This window comes from Arthrobacter jinronghuae (assembly GCF_025244825.1).
Lineage (GTDB): Bacteria > Actinomycetota > Actinomycetes > Actinomycetales > Micrococcaceae > Arthrobacter_B > Arthrobacter_B jinronghuae.
Map to the genome: position 1 here is coordinate 3,430,372 of NZ_CP104263.1, position 15,277 is coordinate 3,445,648.

Consider the following 15,277-nt stretch of genomic DNA (forward strand, 5'->3'; position numbering starts at 1 on the left):
TGACGTTCCGATGGTGTCAAGCTTTGATTGACACCATGAGAACTTTCCGCATCTTCACCGCCGTTTACTCCGCACTCATGTTTCTGGTTGGGGTCGCACTATTTGCGACCTGGCTGCTACTCGATCTGCACGGCTTCCCAAAGGGACTCTGCCAGGGCGGCGGCGGCGCCCTGATCGTGCTCAGCGTGTACCTTGCCGTCACGCTGGTCCGGCGGGGAAACAAGGACAGCAGCGGCAGGGAGTACTGGCTGCCCAGCCGCGATGCAGGGGAACAGCCGTGACCGGCGGTCCGGTCACGGATCTGCAGGAACAGATCGGCGCGCTGATTCTCGGTGACTACGACGACGCCGGGACCCTCACCGCGGCGGACCATCTCGCCCTGGTGGCCAGGGCAGGGGCCGCCGAGCAGGCAAGCCAGCAGCTGCAGCACCGGGCAGTCGCGGCGGCGCGGAGCGCGGGAGTCAGCTGGGCCGCGCTGGGCCGGGAGCTGGGGATGACCCGGCAGGCGGTGCAGCAGCGTTTCGGTGCACGGCCTGACGAGCAGGCCCCCGGTTCCCGCGAGCGCTGGCTCGGTCCGGTTACGGCCTTCGATGAATTGCCCGAGCTGGAACTGGCCGGACGGCTGGGCTGGCGCACCATCGGCGTCGACATGCTCCGGCACCGGATGCTGCAGACGGATACCCAGTGGGAACACCGCCGCGTGCTCTGGACCAGGCCGTCCTCCCACTACGAAACAGACGGCTGGGAGGTGGGCAGCCGGTCCTTCCCGTGGCTCTACCTCGTGCGGGACCTGCACCGGGCGCCCGAAACTAGTCCAAAGTGACCCCGCTCAAGCGGGCCACGGCCTCGGGGTCCCGGTGGTCGAAGAACAGAGACTTCCCCGTGTCGAGGTCCGCGATGGAGGCCATTTCCTGTGGGCTGAGCTCGAAGTCGAACACGTCGAAGTTCTCCGCCATCCGGTCCGGCCGGACCGATTTCGGGATAACCACTATCCCGCGTTGAATCAGCCAGCGAAGCACTACCTGGGGAATGGATTTCCCATGGGCCTCGCCGACGGCCGAGAGCGTGGGATCGGAGAAGAGATTGTTCTTCCCCTCCGCGAAGGGCGCCCAGGATTCGTGCCGGACGCCGCGGTCGCTCATCAGCTGGTTTTCGACGGCCCGCTGGTAGAACGGGTTGGTTTCAATCTGGTTCACGGCAGGAACCACGTCGTGGTGCATGATCAGATCGATCAGCCGATCCGGGGTGAAGTTCGAAACTCCGATGGCCCGCGCGGCGCCGTCGCTGTAAAGCTGTTCCATCACCCGCCACTCGCCGTAGACGTCGCCGAAGGGTTGATGGATTAGGTACAGGTCCACATATTCCGTGCCCAGGTTCTGCAGCGAAGTCTCGAAGGCGCGCGTGGTGGTGGCCTCGCCGTTGTCCTGGATCCAGAGCTTGGTGGTGATGAACAGTTCATTGCGCGCCAGACCGCTCTTCTGAACGGCACGCCCCACCGCGTCTTCGTTTTGGTAGGCCGCTGCCGTGTCCAGCGAGCGGTAGCCGGCGGCCAGCGCGTTGCTGACGGCCTCTTCGGTCTCGCCCGGCGGGACCTGGTACACGCCGAAGCCCAGGATCGGCATTTCGACGCCGTTGTTCAGGGTGACGTTTTCCATCGGTTTTCCTTTCGGTGGTCTTCCGGGGTCAGGGCCGCGCACCGTATTCCTCGTCGGTGACGAGCTCGCCCCAGTCGGCCTCCGCGCCGTCGTCGGGCGGGGCCTCCCACATGGCCAGGTGGGTCATGAGGTTGTCCGGGGCGGCGCCGTGCCAGTGCCACTCGCCCGGCGGGGTGTAGACGGTGTCGCCGGGGCGCATCGTCAGAACGTCCCCGCCGCGGGACTGGATCAGGCCGTAGCCTTCGGTGACGTGCAGGGTCTGCCCGACGGCGTGGACGTGCCAGGCGGTGCGGGCACCGGGAGCAAAGTGCACGGCGTTGACCCGCATCCGGGACGGTGCCGGCTGAGGTGCGGCAATGACTTCGAACCAAACGTCGCCGGTGAACATGTGTGCCGGTCCCTTGGTGCTGGGCCTGCGCGGTTCCAGTTGCATGATGCCTCCCTGGACGAACGGGCTTGGCGGGGTGCCCGGGTGGTTGCGGGGATGCTGCGATCAATCGGCTGCCGTCGGCCTTTCGAGACTACAAGCGGTGAGCCGCAGGCGGGAGGGTCTCCGCGCGGACTCGGCACCGGACGGTGAGATTATGTTCCGGCAGTTCCGCTCAGGCACGGGCGCTTCTGATCAGCGGTCCTAAACTGCTGCCGCGGACACCCGGCGCTCCTCATCGCTGCGCAGGATGCAGAATTCGTTGCCCTCGGGATCGGCGAGCACCACCCACCCGGTGCCGTCCGCGTTACGCCGGTCATCAACTTCGCGGGCCCCAAGCCCCAGGAGGCGCTCGAGTTCCTGGTCGCGGGTACCTTCTGCGGGCTTCAGGTCCAGATGGACGCGGTTCTTGATCTGCTTGGCGTCGGGAACCTCGATGAACAGCAGCCGTTGCGTGCCGTCCTCGGAGAAGATCATGCATTCCTCTTCGCCCGGCCGGTTCGGTTCCTCCGGGTCTTCCCGGAAGCCGAGGATCCGGCCCCAGAATACGGACTGGCCGTAGGCGTCGAGACTGTCGAAGGATGTGTGGGAGATCAGGGATGCCATGAGCAGGAGCCTAAAGGGTTTACCGCGGATATGACACTGCCCACAACGGGGCCCCTCCGCCGGATTCCGCCCGATTCTGCCGCCGTACGATCGAAATGGGCCCCGCCCCACCCAGCGGGAACGTGCCGTGCAAACCGGCAATTCAACCAGGAGGATCCAACCGTGAGCGAACGACTCAAAGACAAAGTAGCCCTGATTACCGGCGCAGCCAGCGGTATGGGCGCCTCCCACGCGCGGGCTTTCGTGCGTGAAGGCGCCAAGGTGATGATTGCCGACATTAACGACGACGCCGGTGCCGCCCTGGCCGCGGAACTGGGCGACGCCGCCCGCTACGTACATCTGAACGTCACCAGCGCCGAGGACTGGGCCGCTGCCGTGGCAGCCACAGTGGACACCTTCGGCAAGCTCAACATCCTGGTGAACAACGCCGGCATCCTTGACGGCGGCCCCCTCGGCCAATACCCGGCAGAGCGCTGGCAGCGGGCCCTGGACATCAACCTGACCGGCCCCTTCCTCGGCATGTCCGCAGCTGTCGAGGCGCTCAAGGCGTCCGCGCCGTCGTCGGTCATCAACATTTCCTCCACCGCCGGGCTGGAAGGCATCGCCGGGATGCATGGCTACACGGCGTCGAAGTTCGGCCTGCGCGGGCTGACGAAGTCCACCGCACTGGAACTCGCCGCGTCCCACGTCCGGGTCAACTCGGTGCACCCGGGGTCCATCCAGACCCCGATGACCGCCGTGATGGGCCGGCAGAAGCCCATCGATTTCTCGGAAACCACCCTCACCCGGCCGGCTGCTCCGGAAGAGGTCACCAGCGTGGTCGTTTTCCTGGCCAGCGACGAGTCCAGCTTCTCCACCGGCGCGGAGTTCGTAGTGGACGGCGGGATCACCGCCGGGAAGATCTACAACGTCTAAACCCGCGGTGTTCCGCGGACCGGCACAAGTCGTGCCGGTCCGCGGTCGCCTTATGCCGGCTGGACGGGCTGCTGCAGCTCCGTGACCCAGTCCGCCTGGTCATCGGACACTGCGCGGAGATACACCTCGCGGCACGGGCCCGAGAGTACAAAACCGCGGGCAATAGTCTCTGTATGCACCGCCTGCCAGCTTTCCCCTATGTGGTCCATGGTGCCGAGGTGGACACCGCAGATGGCCGTCGGGACGGACGGCAGATCCACCATCTCCACGCCGTCGGGACCGGCAGAGGCAACGGCGTACCCGGCAACGATGTGCATGCCGTTTTCGCTCACCTCATACTGGGCGATCGGCTTATCCAGGGAAGCACCCGTGGGCGCCAAGGCCTCCGCCACGGCGTCGAACAACGGCCCGACGACGCCGGCCACCTCGTGCTGTTCGGAGACGACGGCGGTGCGGGCGGCCAGCCGGACTGCGGGCAGGGACTTCTGCACAATTTCTATCTGGGACATGGCATTTTCCTTTTCAATGAGGTGGAGCCGCCGTTCCACGTCGAGGAGCCTCGCGGCGGCCGTCCGCTGTTCGCTCTCCACCTCGGCCCGCCGGATGCGAAGCATCCGGGCGATCCGGTCGGCGTCGACTCCGGCATCGAGAATGGAGGCAACTTCCTCCAGGCCGAAGCCGAGCTGGCGGAGGGCGACGATCCGGTGCAGCCGTTCGAGCTGGGAGGGATCGTAGGAGCGGTAGCCGCTGAACTCATTCACGTGGGCCGGTACGAGCAGCCCGGCGGTGTCCCAGTGCCGCAGCATACGGTGGGTCACCTGGCCGATCTGCGCGAAGGCTCCGATGGATAACATGTCTCAGTTCTCCTGCCTGCCACTGTGTCAGGGTCAAGCATTTAGAAGTAGGGGTCCCCGAAACCGGTCAACGCAGCGAACACGAGGAAATAAATCATCGCTTGGAAGAAGGCCACAGCGATGGCGCAGAGGACCACGTTGACCCAGCCGAGCACCTTGCCCCCGGTTGCCGGGACATTCAGTGCTTCGGCTTTTTGGGCATAGTAAATCGCCATAGGACCGAGTACGAAGCCAGCAGCAACCAAACCAAGCACGCCGCAGAAGAGCGACTGGTTCTTGAAATTCTCCCCCGCTGCACGCCCGCTGGGCCGCTGGGCAGACATCAGGTAGGGCGGGAAATGAGTCGACGACGTCGGGGGCTGATCCCCCGCTTCCGTTGTCGAAGGGTAGGGGTACTGGGCATTCTGCGGGTCGGAGCGGGGCGTGGACACGGGGCCTCGTTTCTACTGAGCTGCGTTTCTACTGCGCTGCGGGATTGCGTTTATCCTAGGGCTCATCCGCCCTTCCGGAGCGTAACGCCCTAGGCCTCAGGCCGCGTTGCCGCCGCCGCGCGCCGTCGTCCGCAAGGCCCCGACGCGCGCCGTGGCCCGGATACGCCTTTTGGGTAAGCTGGTGCAATGACAGCCCTCACTCGTGGAACCTCAGTTGCGGCACAGCTCCAGCAACTCATTCTGGACAACCCGGGCATGGAGCTTTTTCTTGAAGCCTTCGCCGGGCAGGCTGCCGAACTCTTCAGCGACCCAAACCAGCTGCTCAGCAGCATCACCCTGAAGCGGGACAAACGCGCCCAGACCGTGGCCAGCAGCAGCACCGAGGCCAATAAGCTCGATGAACTCCAGTACGGGTACGGTGACGGTCCGTGCCTCTACGCTGCGGAGAGCGGAGAGCTGACCCTGGTGGCCGATACCCGCACCGGTTCACGCTGGATCGAGTATTTCGAGGCTATCCACGGCCTGGGTTGTTATTCCATGCTCGCCGTACCCCTGCTCATTGGTGACGACGGTGGCGCGGCGCTGAACCTCTACGGCAAGAGCACGGGCATCTTCACCGATGACTTCGTGCGTGCAGTTGAGGAATACGCGGAGGAAGCGGCGGTCACGCTGCAGGTTGCCGTTCAGATCGCGAACCACAAGGAAGTCAGCGACGATCTGCGCAAGGCCATGGAATCCCGCACCGCCATCGACGTAGCCGTCGGTATCGTTGCCGGACAGAACCGCTGCAGCCAGGAAGAGGCCTTTGGCATCCTCCGGCGGGCGTCCAGCCACCAGAACATCAAGCTACGCGAGCTGGCTGAACGGCTGGTCGAGTCGGTGACCGCTGCCAAGGTAGCAACCCACTTCGCCTAGGAAGACTTACCTGACCGCGGCCAGCTATGTAGCGGTGTCCCGAATACTCCCCCGCAGCTCCCCGAACGGTTTCCAGAAGAAATCGAAATGATCCTGCGGGCCGCTCAGGAACCGCTGGGTGAACACGACGCCGATGTCTCCGTTGGGATAGACAGCGGCGCTGGTCCCGGATCCGCCGAGCCATCCCCACATGCCCGGCTCGGACCAAGGCGCGCCCAGTCCGGTCTGTACGGCGGTCATGAATCCCCAGGACTCGTCCGGGCCTGCCAGTTCCGCCACGCCGACCTGCTGCAGGGAGGTCAGCTGGTCCGCAGTCATCTGGTGCCGCAGCTCGGCCGGCAGCACCGTGTCATCCGCGAGCCCGCTGAGGAAGCGCAGGAAGTCCGGCACGGTGGAGACCATCCCGCCAGCCAGGGAGGCAAACTTCGGCGGCCCTGCCAGTGCATCCCGGTAGGACACCGCCTCGAACAACCCGCCTTCGTCGTTGGCTGCGTACACCACCGGGAAATGTTCGGTGCCCGTCGGGAACCCGGTGCCGGTCAGCCCGAACGGTTCGCTGATCCGCTCCTGCACCAGCTGATCCAGGGGCGTGACCGTGGCTGCCGGGAGCAGGACCGAGAGCACGTCCGCGCTGGAGTGGTACATCCAGCGCTCCCCCGGCTGATATGCCAGGGGCAGGCTGCCGAGCCGAGTCAGATACTCCTCGGGGGTCATGTCCGGCGGGTTGGGTCCCCAGAGGAAATCCTGGGTAGCAGCCACATAGGGTGTCGGATCTAAGTCGACGCCGAGCCCGGCGGTGAAGGTTAGCAGATGGCGTACCGTGACGGGGCCGCGGGCCGGGACGGTCAGCGTCAGAGGGGCATCAGGGGTGGCCAGCACCCGCAGGTTCGCAAGCCCCGGCAGCCAGCGGCCGGCCTCATCGTTCAACCCGAGCGTGCCGTCGGCCACCAGGCTCATAGCCAGGGCGCCGCCGATCAGCTTGCTCAGTGAGGAGATGCGAAACGGGGTGTCCTCTTCCATCGACTCGGACTGGTCAAGTCCCAGCGACCCGGTGGCGAAGATTTCGGTCTGCCCGTTGATCCGGACCCCTGCCACCAGTCCCGGACACCAGCCCGATTGGACGGTCTCGGTCAGAGAACCCCAGAGGGGTGCGGCGATGCCTGGCATGCCTCAACTGTCCGCTTCCGCAGGGCAGGGAGTCAACGGACGGGAGCCATGTGTGCACCGGAGCGGAAGATTGCTGACACACCGTCCCGGGCACCGGCTACCCCTTGCATCCCCTGACCGCTCCATAGATGAGCAGGTCCCGCCGCTGTCCGGAAATCTCCATGTAGCTGCGCAATAGTCCTTCCTGCTCAAAACCCGCAATTTCGGCGGTGCGGATCGAGGCGGTATTCCACGGCTCGATGTACAGCTCTACACGGTGCAGTTCCGGCATGGTCCAAGCGAACTCCAACGCGGCCAGGAGCGCCGAGGCCGCGAACCGGCGGCCGCGGGCCGACGGCGTAATCCCGTAGCCCGCCTGGGCACGGCCTTTCTCCAGCTCGCGGACCCACAGCCCCAGCTGTCCCACGCAACGGTCGGTGCCGGCGTCGGCCACCGCAAAGGAAAAGCCGGCGCCCTCCGCGTACCGGTTCCGCTGCCGCTCCACCCACTCCAGCGCCTGTGCAGCGCTGGCGTTCCCGGCCAGGGTGCCGATGGCGGGGAAATACTCGTCCCGGGACATCTCCATGACCGTTGCCACGTCTTCATCCCGGAAGGCGCGGAGGCGCACGTTTCCGTGCTGCGGGTCGACGGACGGCCAGGAAGGCATGCCGGTGCTGGTTTCCATGGCGACAGCCTGCCACAGCCTCGCCTGCGGTGGCAGAAGGCGCGGCTTGGGGATCTCTCGGAGACAATGTACGGATACCTGCCCCGCACGGAATCGAGGAAGCATGACCACCGTCAGTCTCAGCGTCAACATTCAGCGAAAGAAGCTCCTGCCCTGGCAGCGCCCGGATACAGTCTTCAAAACCCGAATGGACGTGGAATCCGTGGACATCTCCGAAGCTCCGGTCGCCGGCGTTTATGAGCCTGGAAGCGAATACTCCGGCGAATCGCTCCGCATCCGAGGCGGGCACTGGTTCGTTAGCCTGGGCCAGGACGCCCGGGAGGTCATAGACCTTTCCGCCCACATCCACGGACTCTCCCGGACGAAGGACCAATCAGCTGCAGAGGAGGCCGCCCGCAGTGCCGCGGACGAGTTCCTCGTGATCGCCGGCACCGTCTGGAAGAAGATCGGGGAGCCCTACTACGAGATCATCGACTCCAGGGCGGACGGTGAGCGCGGCACCACCATACTGGCGAACTGCAACGCCAACTCCCCTGTCGAGGACACCGCCTACTGCTACGGTGCGGACGAGCGTGAGCAAGCTGCCAAGGACGCAGCGGACCTCGCCGACCGCCGAGGGCGCAGTAAAGAGGTCTGCCTGGCGCTGCAGGATTTCGCCGGCATCGCTGTGACCCCCGAAGCCGTCCTGACCATCAGGCACGGGATACAGCCCGACGGCCGCTAGGCCGGCCCTGCTTACTTCCTGCCGAACAGCTTCCCCAGCCATCCGCCGGCGGACTGCGCACCGGCCGGCGTTTTGACGGCGTCCGCTCCGCAGCTGCAGCGGTCCGCCTTCGGCACCCCGCGCATCACCTGGTCAACGTGGTTTCCGCACCCGGCCCACGTGGTCTTGCCGCATTTGCGGCACGTTACTGCTCGGCACATTCTGCTTGTTCCTTGGCTCGAATTCCTACGGGACACTGCGCCCCTCCACCATGGTGGCAGATACCCCCTAGGGTATGCAAAGCAGCAACCACTGAGTTTGCCTGCATACCCCCCTAGGTATTACCGTCGAAGCAGAACGGATACCCCCGGGGGTGTCTAGAAAAGGAGATTCCATGCTGCTCGAACGCATCTATGACGAGGACCTGGCCCAGGCTAGCTACTTCATCGGCTGCCAGCGCCAGGGGGAGGCCGTGGTGGTGGACGCCCGCCGCGACATCAACACCTACCTGGAGCTCGCCGCCGCCAACGGCATGCGCATTGTCGCGGTGACCGAGACGCACATCCATGCCGACTACCTCTCCGGCACCCGCGAGCTCGCGACCGCCACCGGCGCCGACATGTACGTTTCCGGCGAAGGCGGCACAGACTGGCAGTACCGCTTCGAGGCAGCCCGCCTGCACGACGGTGACACCATTCCCCTCGGCAATATCACCCTCAAGGCCCTGCACACCCCTGGCCACACGCCGGAACACCTTTCCTTCCTGGTGACCGACGGCGCCTTCAGCAGCGAACCCGGCTACCTGCTCTCCGGTGACTTTGTCTTTTCCGGAGACCTGGGCCGGCCCGACCTGCTGGATGAAGCCGCCGGGGGCGTGGACACCCGCTTCGAAGGCGCCCGGCAGATTTTCCGCAGCCTGCAGGAGAAGTTCCTGACCCTGCCTGACCACGTTCAGGTCTACCCCAGCCACGGCTCGGGCAGCGCCTGCGGCAAGGCGCTGGGCGCGCTCCCCTCCACCACCGTGGGCTACGAACGTCTTTACGCATGGTGGGGCCACTACCTTGCCGCCAATGACGAGCAGGGCTTCGTGGATGAACTGCTCGACGGCCAGCCCGATGCCCATGCCTACTTCGCCCGGATGAAGCGCGAAAACCGGCAGGGGCCGGCTGTGATGGGCGAACGCGCCCCGCTGCAGGAACTCCCGGCCGACGACGTCGCCCGCGGACTGGCACAGGACACCCTCACCTTCGTAGACACCCGTCCACACGGACAGGTCCACAAGGGAACCGTCACCGGATCAGTGAACATCCCCGCAGGCACCAAGACCGCCAGCTTTGGCGCCTGGGCCGTGGACCCCGAAACCGACAGCCGCCCGCTGGTGCTGTTCGCCGCCGATCAGGAGTCCGCGCAGGAAATGTGGGACCACTTGGTCCGGGTCGGCATTGACCGGGTGGCCGGATTCACCACCACCATCGACGGGCTGCCGCAGACCACGCCGCGGCTGATCCAGCCGCAGGAGCTGGACGGCTTTGACGCAGCTCTGGTCCTTGATGTCCGCAACCGCACCGAGCACGCCGCCGGACACATTCCCGGATCGGAGCAGCTCAGCGCCGGCCGGGTGCTCTGGAACCTGGAACGGCTGCCGGACGAGGGCGCCATCGTGACGTACTGCCAGAGCGGGGTGCGTAATTCCGTGGCCGCCAGCGCCCTGCGCCGGGCCGGGTACGACGTCGTCGAACTGGATGGCAGCTACGCCGGCTGGTCCAGCATGTAGGCCCGCATTAACAGCTGATTTCCCGATGGCAGGAGCGGCGGGCTACCGCCGCCCCTGCCGCTTAGGCCAGGGAGAGGAAGAGCTTTTCCAGGTCCTTCTTGTCCATCGAACCGTCATCATTGAGCAGGCACTGCTCCAGGCCGGCCGCGATAATTGCGAACCCTGCCTTGTCCAGTGCCTTCGACACAGCTGCCAGCTGCGTGACGATGTCCTTGCAGTCCCGCCCCTCCTCGAGCATGCGGGTAACCGCGGTCAGCTGCCCCTGAGCCCGCTTCAGCCGGTTGATGACGGGCGCGAGTTCGCTGTTATCCAGCTGCATGGACTTCTCCTCCAGTGGTGATTTTCTTACCGGAAGTATACCCCCAGGGGTTTCGCTCCGGGTTTCCCGCAGAACTACCCGCCTACAGAAATGAGGGCCCCATGGCCTCCTCCGCTTCCCCTGTGACAGACCTCGACGCCGCCACCCTGCAAAACTGGATGACCCGGCACGAGGACCTCGCGATCCTCGATGTCCGCTCCGCCGCCGAGTTCGAGAGCATGCACATCCCCGGCTCCTACAACGTGCCGCTGCCGCTGCTGGCCGAACATGCCGACGAGCTGGCCAAACGCCTGGGCAACCGCGTGGTGCTGGTCTGCCAGTCCGGCGTCCGCGCCGAGCAAGCTCGTGGACACCTCGCCGGTGCTGCCGTCGCCAACGCCCGGGTCCTCACCGGCGGCGTGCCCGCTTTCGCAGCGGCCGGCGGCGACGTCGTCCGCGGTGCCCAGCGCTGGTCGCTGGAACGCCAGGTCCGCATGGCGGCAGGCTCCCTGGTGATCGCAGGCCTCGCCGGCGGGCGTTTCATTTCCCCCAAGGTGCGCCTGCTGGCCGGAGGAATCGGCGCCGGGCTGACATTCTCCGCTGCGACCAACACCTGCGCCATGGGCCAGGCCCTGTCGAAGATGCCCTGGAACAAGGCGGCGTCCGAGCCCACGGCACAGTCCGTCATCAGCCAGCTGCCCGCGGTCCGCTAACCCGCCTGCCCCCACTACCGCTCCCCCTCTTCCAAGGACACCATCCATGACCGTCACCCTCGCCGCGACCCTCCTGCTTTCCGTGCTGATCGGGCTCTCGCTCGGCCTGCTCGGCGGCGGCGGGTCCATCCTCACCGTCCCGATCCTGACCTACGTGGCCGGCATGAGCCCCCGCGAGGCCATTGCTTCTTCGCTGTTCGTGGTCGGCGTGACCTCGGCCTTCAGCGCCGTCAGGCACGCCCGCCGGCGCCGGGTGAAGTGGCGCACCGGGCTGCTCTTCGGCGCGGCCGGGATGGCAGGCGCGTTTGGCGGCGGCCTGCTTGGCGGACGGATACCGGGAGCGGTGCTGATGGTCGCCTTCGCCCTGATGATGATCGCAACTTCGGTGGCGATGATCCGCGGGCGCAGGGGCGGAGCCGTGGAATCCCATAGCAAAGAGCTCCCGGTAGGGAAGGTCATTGTCGAAGGCCTTGCCGTGGGTCTGGTGACCGGCCTGGTGGGAGCCGGCGGCGGCTTCCTCGTGGTCCCGGCGCTGGCCCTGCTGGGCGGGCTTTCCATGCCCGTGGCGGTGGGAACTTCGCTGGTGGTCATTTCCCTGAAGTCCTTCGCGGGACTGGCCGGTTACCTCACCACTGTGTCTCTGGACTGGGCTCTGGTGGGCAGTGTGACCGCGGCGGCCATCGTCGGGTCACTGATCGGCGCCCGGCTGATAGGACGTATTCCGGAGGCCGCGCTGCGCCGTGGCTTTGGGTTCTTCGTACTGGCCATGGGCATTTTCGTCCTAGCCATGGAACTGCTTCCCTAGACGGACCTGGTCTCCCCCGCCCGGTCCGCAAAGGCGGACTCCAGGTCCCCCACGAGGGCTTCCTCCACCCGGCGGGCCATATCGCGGACCTCCTGCTCGTCAGCCACCGCAAGGTTCCGCGACGTGTTCTCGAGCACCAGCGAGGACTGCCGGCGGATCTCCTCGCGCTGGTCGTCATTGACGGCATTGGCCGCACAGTCACGCAGCAGACGCTGCACGGCGGTGAGCACAATCGGTTCGGAATCGGCGAAGCGCCGGACCGGGCCGCAGACCAGGTCCATGAAGTACCGGTAGTCGCGGCCCACGGTAACCAGTCGAAGAACGCCGTCGTTATCCTGCTGCCCCTCGGGGCCGAGCCGCCGGTGCGAGATATCCACCAACAAATCCGCGCAGTAGCCCAGTGCGTGGGCGGCAGTGATCGGGTCATTGATGCTCGGGGAAGTGGCCTTGACCGCAATGTCGGTCAGCTGGCGCAGCCCCAGCGCGGCGTCCTGCTCCGGAGTCCGTTCGTAGCCGATCTCCAGTGCAGCCGCCAGGGACTCGCGCACGGCACCCAGCGGGACCGGGCCGCCGTCGTCGCTCCAGACCCGGGCCACCGGCGTTCCGATGGTGACGTGGTCGCCGGGCTGCACCTCCATCCGCATAGTCAGTCCGTGTTCGTGCAGCGTCTGGACCAGGGGCTTCGCGTGCACTGCCTGCACGATGCCGCTGCGGCCGACCGGAACGGGCGTGCCGCCGTCGGGCCGAGGAAAGTCCTGCACCTCGCCGATATCGGACGCGGGATAGGTTTCGCGCAGGACCGCCAGGCAGCCCTGATGCGCGTTGAGCATCATGGTGTCCACCCGGAGCGACCGGGTGATGTGCCCGATGAACAGCAGCAGCACCACACCGCTGGCAATACCCAGTACATAGACCAGGCCCACCACCAGCACGGGGACGGCTCGGTCCGCATCCATGCCGTGCAAGCCGGTGATGGACACCATGAAGGTTCCCATCAGCACACCCAAAATGGTTTGGGTGCGGGCATCCCGGGCAAACTCGCGCAGCAGGCGGGGCGAGAACTGCTGCGAGGCCAGCTGCAGCGCCACCACGGTCAGCGAGAAGGTCACAGTGGCCGCCGTCATCACGCTGGTGGCCACCGTCTGCAGCAGGCTGCTCGCGGCGTCGACACCGGTGGGCCAGATCCACCGTGCCCACGCGACGTCGTCGTCCGGGCGGACCTGCAGCAGCAGCAGGGTCAGCAGCACCGCCGCGAGCGAGGCGCAGGTGGGCCAGAACCAGAGGGAGGCCCGCAGCGCGTCCCGGGACACCCGGAAGCGTGGCTCCGGAACCGGGTGGTGCGGCGGAAAAGTGGACGAACCATGCAGGGTATTGCTCATCAGTGCCCCTTGGAAAACGGAATCTCAGCCACCCTTCATTGTGCCCGGCTTTGTGGCGTGCGCCGATTCCGCAGCTGGAAGAGGACCTCGTCACCTTTCCCCATGAGATCAGTCACCGGAAGGCGCATATGGTCAGGACGGCAAAAACCCCGGACGTACCGTTGATTTAAATCAACTTTTGACCGTCGTTCGGCTTTTTGGAGTACCCCATGCCCGTTTCCCCTGCCCCGCAGGGCGCTGTCCCCGCAACCCGAGCCGAGGCGCGGGCTGAAGCAAAACGCAAGCACCGCGCCGTTCTCCAGGCCCTGACCGGCCTGCTGCTCGGCATGTTCGTCTCAATGCTGGCGAACACGGTGGTAAGCACCTCGCTGCCGGTAATCATTTCGGACCTCGACGGCGACCAGGCCGCCTTCACCTGGGTGGTCACCGCCACCCTGCTGGCCACCGCGGTTTCGACCCCGATCTGGGGCAAGCTCGCAGACCTGCTCAACCGCAAGGTCCTGATCCAGCTGGCCCTGATCATCTTCATTGTCGCCAGCGCCGCGGCAGGTTTCGCGCATAACACCGACTGGCTGATCGCCATGCGCGTGGTGCAGGGCATCGGTGCCGGCGGCCTCGGCGCGCTGACCCAGATTGTCATGGCGGACATTGTCTCGCCGCGGGAACGCGGCCGGTACATGGGCCTGTTCGGCGCCGTGATGGCCCTGTCCACGGTGGGCGGGCCGCTGATCGGCGGTGTCATCACGGACACCGTCAACTGGCGTTGGAACTTCTACGTCGCGGTGCCGCTGGCCGCCGTCGCCCTGGTGATGATCCAGAAGACCCTGCACCTGCCCCCGCTGAAGAAGCGGAAGGTGCAGATCGACTATGCCGGCATCGTGCTGCTTTCGGCCTCCGTGTCCTGCCTGCTCATCTGGGTTTCCCTGGTCGGCACCGACTTCGGCTGGGCCAGTGCTGCCACCGCATGGATGGTGGGCGGTTCACTGCTGGGCCTGGCGGCATTCGTTGCCGTGGAGCTGAAGGCCCCGGAGCCGCTGATCCCGTTGACCCTGTTCCGCAACCGGACCTTCACCTTCGCGGTGGTCGGGTCCCTCGCCGTCGGCGTCGCCATGTTCGGCACCACCGTGTTCCTGTCCCAGTACATGCAGCTGGCCCGCGGCGCATCCGCGACCATGTCCGGGTTGATGACCATCCCGATGATGGCCGGCCTGCTGATCATCTCCACGATCGTGGGCAGGATGATCACCAAGAGCGGCAAGTGGAAGGCCTACGTGGTGATCGGGTCCGTGCTGCTGACGGTGGGTTTGGTCCTCATGGGCACCATCGAATACGACACGAACTTCGGGCTTGTCTCCCTGTACATGTTCCTCCTCGGCGCCGGTGTGGGCATGGTGATGCAGAACCTGGTGCTCGTGGTGCAGAACGATGTTTCAACCCGGGATCTCGGCGTCGCCAGCTCCAGCATCAACTTCTTCCGCACTATCGGCGGCACCGTCGGTGTTTCCGCGCTGGGCGCGGTGCTGGCCACCCAGGTGACCGACCGGCTGGCCGAGAAGCAGGGCGAACTGATGGCCGCCATCGGCGCGCTGGGCGAGGAGGGCAAGGCGGTCGCCGCATCGCTGGCCTCCGGCAGCATCCCGGACGTGAATTCCCTGCCCGAATCCGTGCGTCTCATTGTGGAATCTGTGTACGGCTCGTCGGTGGCGCACATCTTCATGATCGCCGCTCCGCTGGGCGTCCTGACCCTGCTGGCCGTGCTCTTCCTGCCGAACCTGCCGCTGGGCAGCCTGACCCGGCACGAGAAGATGCAGGCCGAAGAAGCTGCTGCGGCGTCCGGGAAGGATGCCGGGAAGGCGACTGATTCCCGGACTGCCGCAGAGACGGTAGCCGCTGTATCCGAAGAAGCCGCCGGGCAGAATCCGGACGTAACGCCCGGAAAGGATGTTCCGGCGGGAAAGAACAACGCATAGG

General features: G+C 66.0%; 18 protein-coding genes. 9 read left to right on the plus strand and 9 right to left on the minus strand.

Annotated features, from left to right (window positions below; genetic code table 11):
- Positions 1 to 35 precede the first annotated feature (35 nt).
- Both N2K98_RS16165 and N2K98_RS16170 read left to right on the plus strand, forming a co-directional pair.
- Positions 36 to 281: a hypothetical protein gene (locus tag N2K98_RS16165; RefSeq protein ID WP_255796502.1), complete on the plus strand. Its 246-nt coding sequence runs from the start codon at positions 36 to 38 to the stop codon at positions 279 to 281.
- Positions 278 to 823, plus strand: a complete 546-nt coding sequence (locus N2K98_RS16170) for a hypothetical protein (protein ID WP_255796501.1) — start codon at positions 278 to 280, stop codon at positions 821 to 823. The genes N2K98_RS16165 and N2K98_RS16170 overlap by 4 nt, the downstream gene beginning before the upstream one ends.
- Here the strand turns inward: N2K98_RS16170 and N2K98_RS16175 are convergent.
- The 3 genes from N2K98_RS16175 to N2K98_RS16185 all read right to left on the minus strand — a co-directional run bounded on the left by N2K98_RS16175 (position 810) and on the right by N2K98_RS16185 (position 2,688).
- Positions 810 to 1,655, minus strand: a complete 846-nt coding sequence (locus tag N2K98_RS16175; protein ID WP_255796500.1) for an aldo/keto reductase — start codon at positions 1,653 to 1,655, stop codon at positions 810 to 812. The genes N2K98_RS16170 and N2K98_RS16175 overlap by 14 nt on opposite strands.
- Before the next feature lie 28 nt (positions 1,656 to 1,683).
- Positions 1,684 to 2,088, minus strand: a complete 405-nt coding sequence (locus tag N2K98_RS16180) for a (R)-mandelonitrile lyase (protein WP_255864628.1) — start codon at positions 2,086 to 2,088, stop codon at positions 1,684 to 1,686.
- Between the two features lie 198 nt (positions 2,089 to 2,286).
- Positions 2,287 to 2,688, minus strand: coding sequence for a VOC family protein (locus tag N2K98_RS16185; protein WP_255864627.1), 402 nt, complete (start codon positions 2,686 to 2,688; stop codon positions 2,287 to 2,289).
- A 162-nt stretch (positions 2,689 to 2,850) separates the two neighbouring features.
- On the opposite strand from N2K98_RS16185, the gene N2K98_RS16190 reads away from it, so the two are divergent.
- Positions 2,851 to 3,603 carry a glucose 1-dehydrogenase gene (locus N2K98_RS16190; protein ID WP_255796498.1) on the plus strand — a complete coding sequence of 251 codons (753 nt, stop codon included), beginning with the start codon at positions 2,851 to 2,853 and terminating at the stop codon, positions 3,601 to 3,603.
- Between the two features lie 50 nt (positions 3,604 to 3,653).
- Here the strand turns inward: N2K98_RS16190 and N2K98_RS16195 are convergent, their stop codons facing one another.
- Both N2K98_RS16195 and N2K98_RS16200 read right to left on the minus strand, forming a co-directional pair.
- The gene (locus N2K98_RS16195) at positions 3,654 to 4,457 is read right to left on the minus strand and encodes a MerR family transcriptional regulator (RefSeq protein ID WP_255864626.1); all 804 of its coding nucleotides are present in this window, start codon (positions 4,455 to 4,457) and stop codon (positions 3,654 to 3,656) included.
- A gap of 41 nt (positions 4,458 to 4,498) precedes the next feature.
- Positions 4,499 to 4,888, minus strand: coding sequence for a hypothetical protein (locus N2K98_RS16200; RefSeq protein ID WP_255864625.1), 390 nt, complete (start codon positions 4,886 to 4,888; stop codon positions 4,499 to 4,501).
- Positions 4,889 to 5,074: 186 nt separating this feature from the next.
- On the opposite strand from N2K98_RS16200, the gene N2K98_RS16205 reads away from it, so the two are divergent.
- Positions 5,075 to 5,803 (plus strand): GAF and ANTAR domain-containing protein, encoded by a 729-nt coding sequence (locus N2K98_RS16205; protein ID WP_255796495.1) that lies wholly within the window; start codon positions 5,075 to 5,077, stop codon positions 5,801 to 5,803.
- A 24-nt stretch (positions 5,804 to 5,827) separates the two neighbouring features.
- On the opposite strand, the gene N2K98_RS16210 is transcribed toward N2K98_RS16205, so the two are convergent.
- Positions 5,828 to 6,970 (minus strand): serine hydrolase domain-containing protein, encoded by a 1,143-nt coding sequence (locus tag N2K98_RS16210; protein WP_255864624.1) that lies wholly within the window; start codon positions 6,968 to 6,970, stop codon positions 5,828 to 5,830.
- Positions 6,971 to 7,067: 97 nt separating this feature from the next.
- A complete protein-coding gene (locus N2K98_RS16215; RefSeq protein ID WP_255864623.1) occupies positions 7,068 to 7,634 on the minus strand; it encodes a GNAT family N-acetyltransferase in 567 nt (188 codons plus the stop codon).
- Between the two features lie 103 nt (positions 7,635 to 7,737).
- Here N2K98_RS16215 and N2K98_RS16220 point away from each other — a divergent pair, with 103 nt between their 5' ends.
- Entirely contained in the window at positions 7,738 to 8,358 is a 621-nt protein-coding gene (locus N2K98_RS16220) for a hypothetical protein (RefSeq protein ID WP_255864622.1), read from the plus strand.
- 373 nt (positions 8,359 to 8,731) lie between these two features.
- A complete protein-coding gene (locus tag N2K98_RS16230; protein WP_255864620.1) occupies positions 8,732 to 10,111 on the plus strand; it encodes an MBL fold metallo-hydrolase in 1,380 nt (459 codons plus the stop codon).
- Positions 10,112 to 10,172: 61 nt separating this feature from the next.
- On the opposite strand, the gene N2K98_RS16235 is transcribed toward N2K98_RS16230, so the two are convergent.
- Positions 10,173 to 10,430 (minus strand): metal-sensitive transcriptional regulator, encoded by a 258-nt coding sequence (locus tag N2K98_RS16235; RefSeq protein ID WP_229950959.1) that lies wholly within the window; start codon positions 10,428 to 10,430, stop codon positions 10,173 to 10,175.
- A 101-nt stretch (positions 10,431 to 10,531) separates the two neighbouring features.
- Between N2K98_RS16235 and N2K98_RS16240 the strand changes: the two genes are divergently transcribed.
- Together N2K98_RS16240 and N2K98_RS16245 are read left to right on the plus strand one after the other, a co-directional pair.
- Entirely contained in the window at positions 10,532 to 11,122 is a 591-nt protein-coding gene (locus tag N2K98_RS16240; protein WP_255864616.1) for a rhodanese-like domain-containing protein, read from the plus strand.
- A gap of 46 nt (positions 11,123 to 11,168) precedes the next feature.
- Positions 11,169 to 11,927, plus strand: coding sequence for a sulfite exporter TauE/SafE family protein (locus tag N2K98_RS16245; protein ID WP_255864615.1), 759 nt, complete (start codon positions 11,169 to 11,171; stop codon positions 11,925 to 11,927).
- Here the strand turns inward: N2K98_RS16245 and N2K98_RS16250 are convergent.
- Positions 11,924 to 13,306: a DUF2254 domain-containing protein gene (locus tag N2K98_RS16250; RefSeq protein WP_255864614.1), complete on the minus strand. Its 1,383-nt coding sequence runs from the start codon at positions 13,304 to 13,306 to the stop codon at positions 11,924 to 11,926. The two genes, N2K98_RS16245 and N2K98_RS16250, sit on opposite strands and share 4 nt — an antisense overlap.
- Before the next feature lie 209 nt (positions 13,307 to 13,515).
- Here N2K98_RS16250 and N2K98_RS16255 point away from each other — a divergent pair, with 209 nt between their 5' ends.
- A complete protein-coding gene (locus tag N2K98_RS16255) occupies positions 13,516 to 15,276 on the plus strand; it encodes an MDR family MFS transporter (RefSeq protein ID WP_255864613.1) in 1,761 nt (586 codons plus the stop codon).
- Position 15,277: the final 1 nt, after the last annotated feature.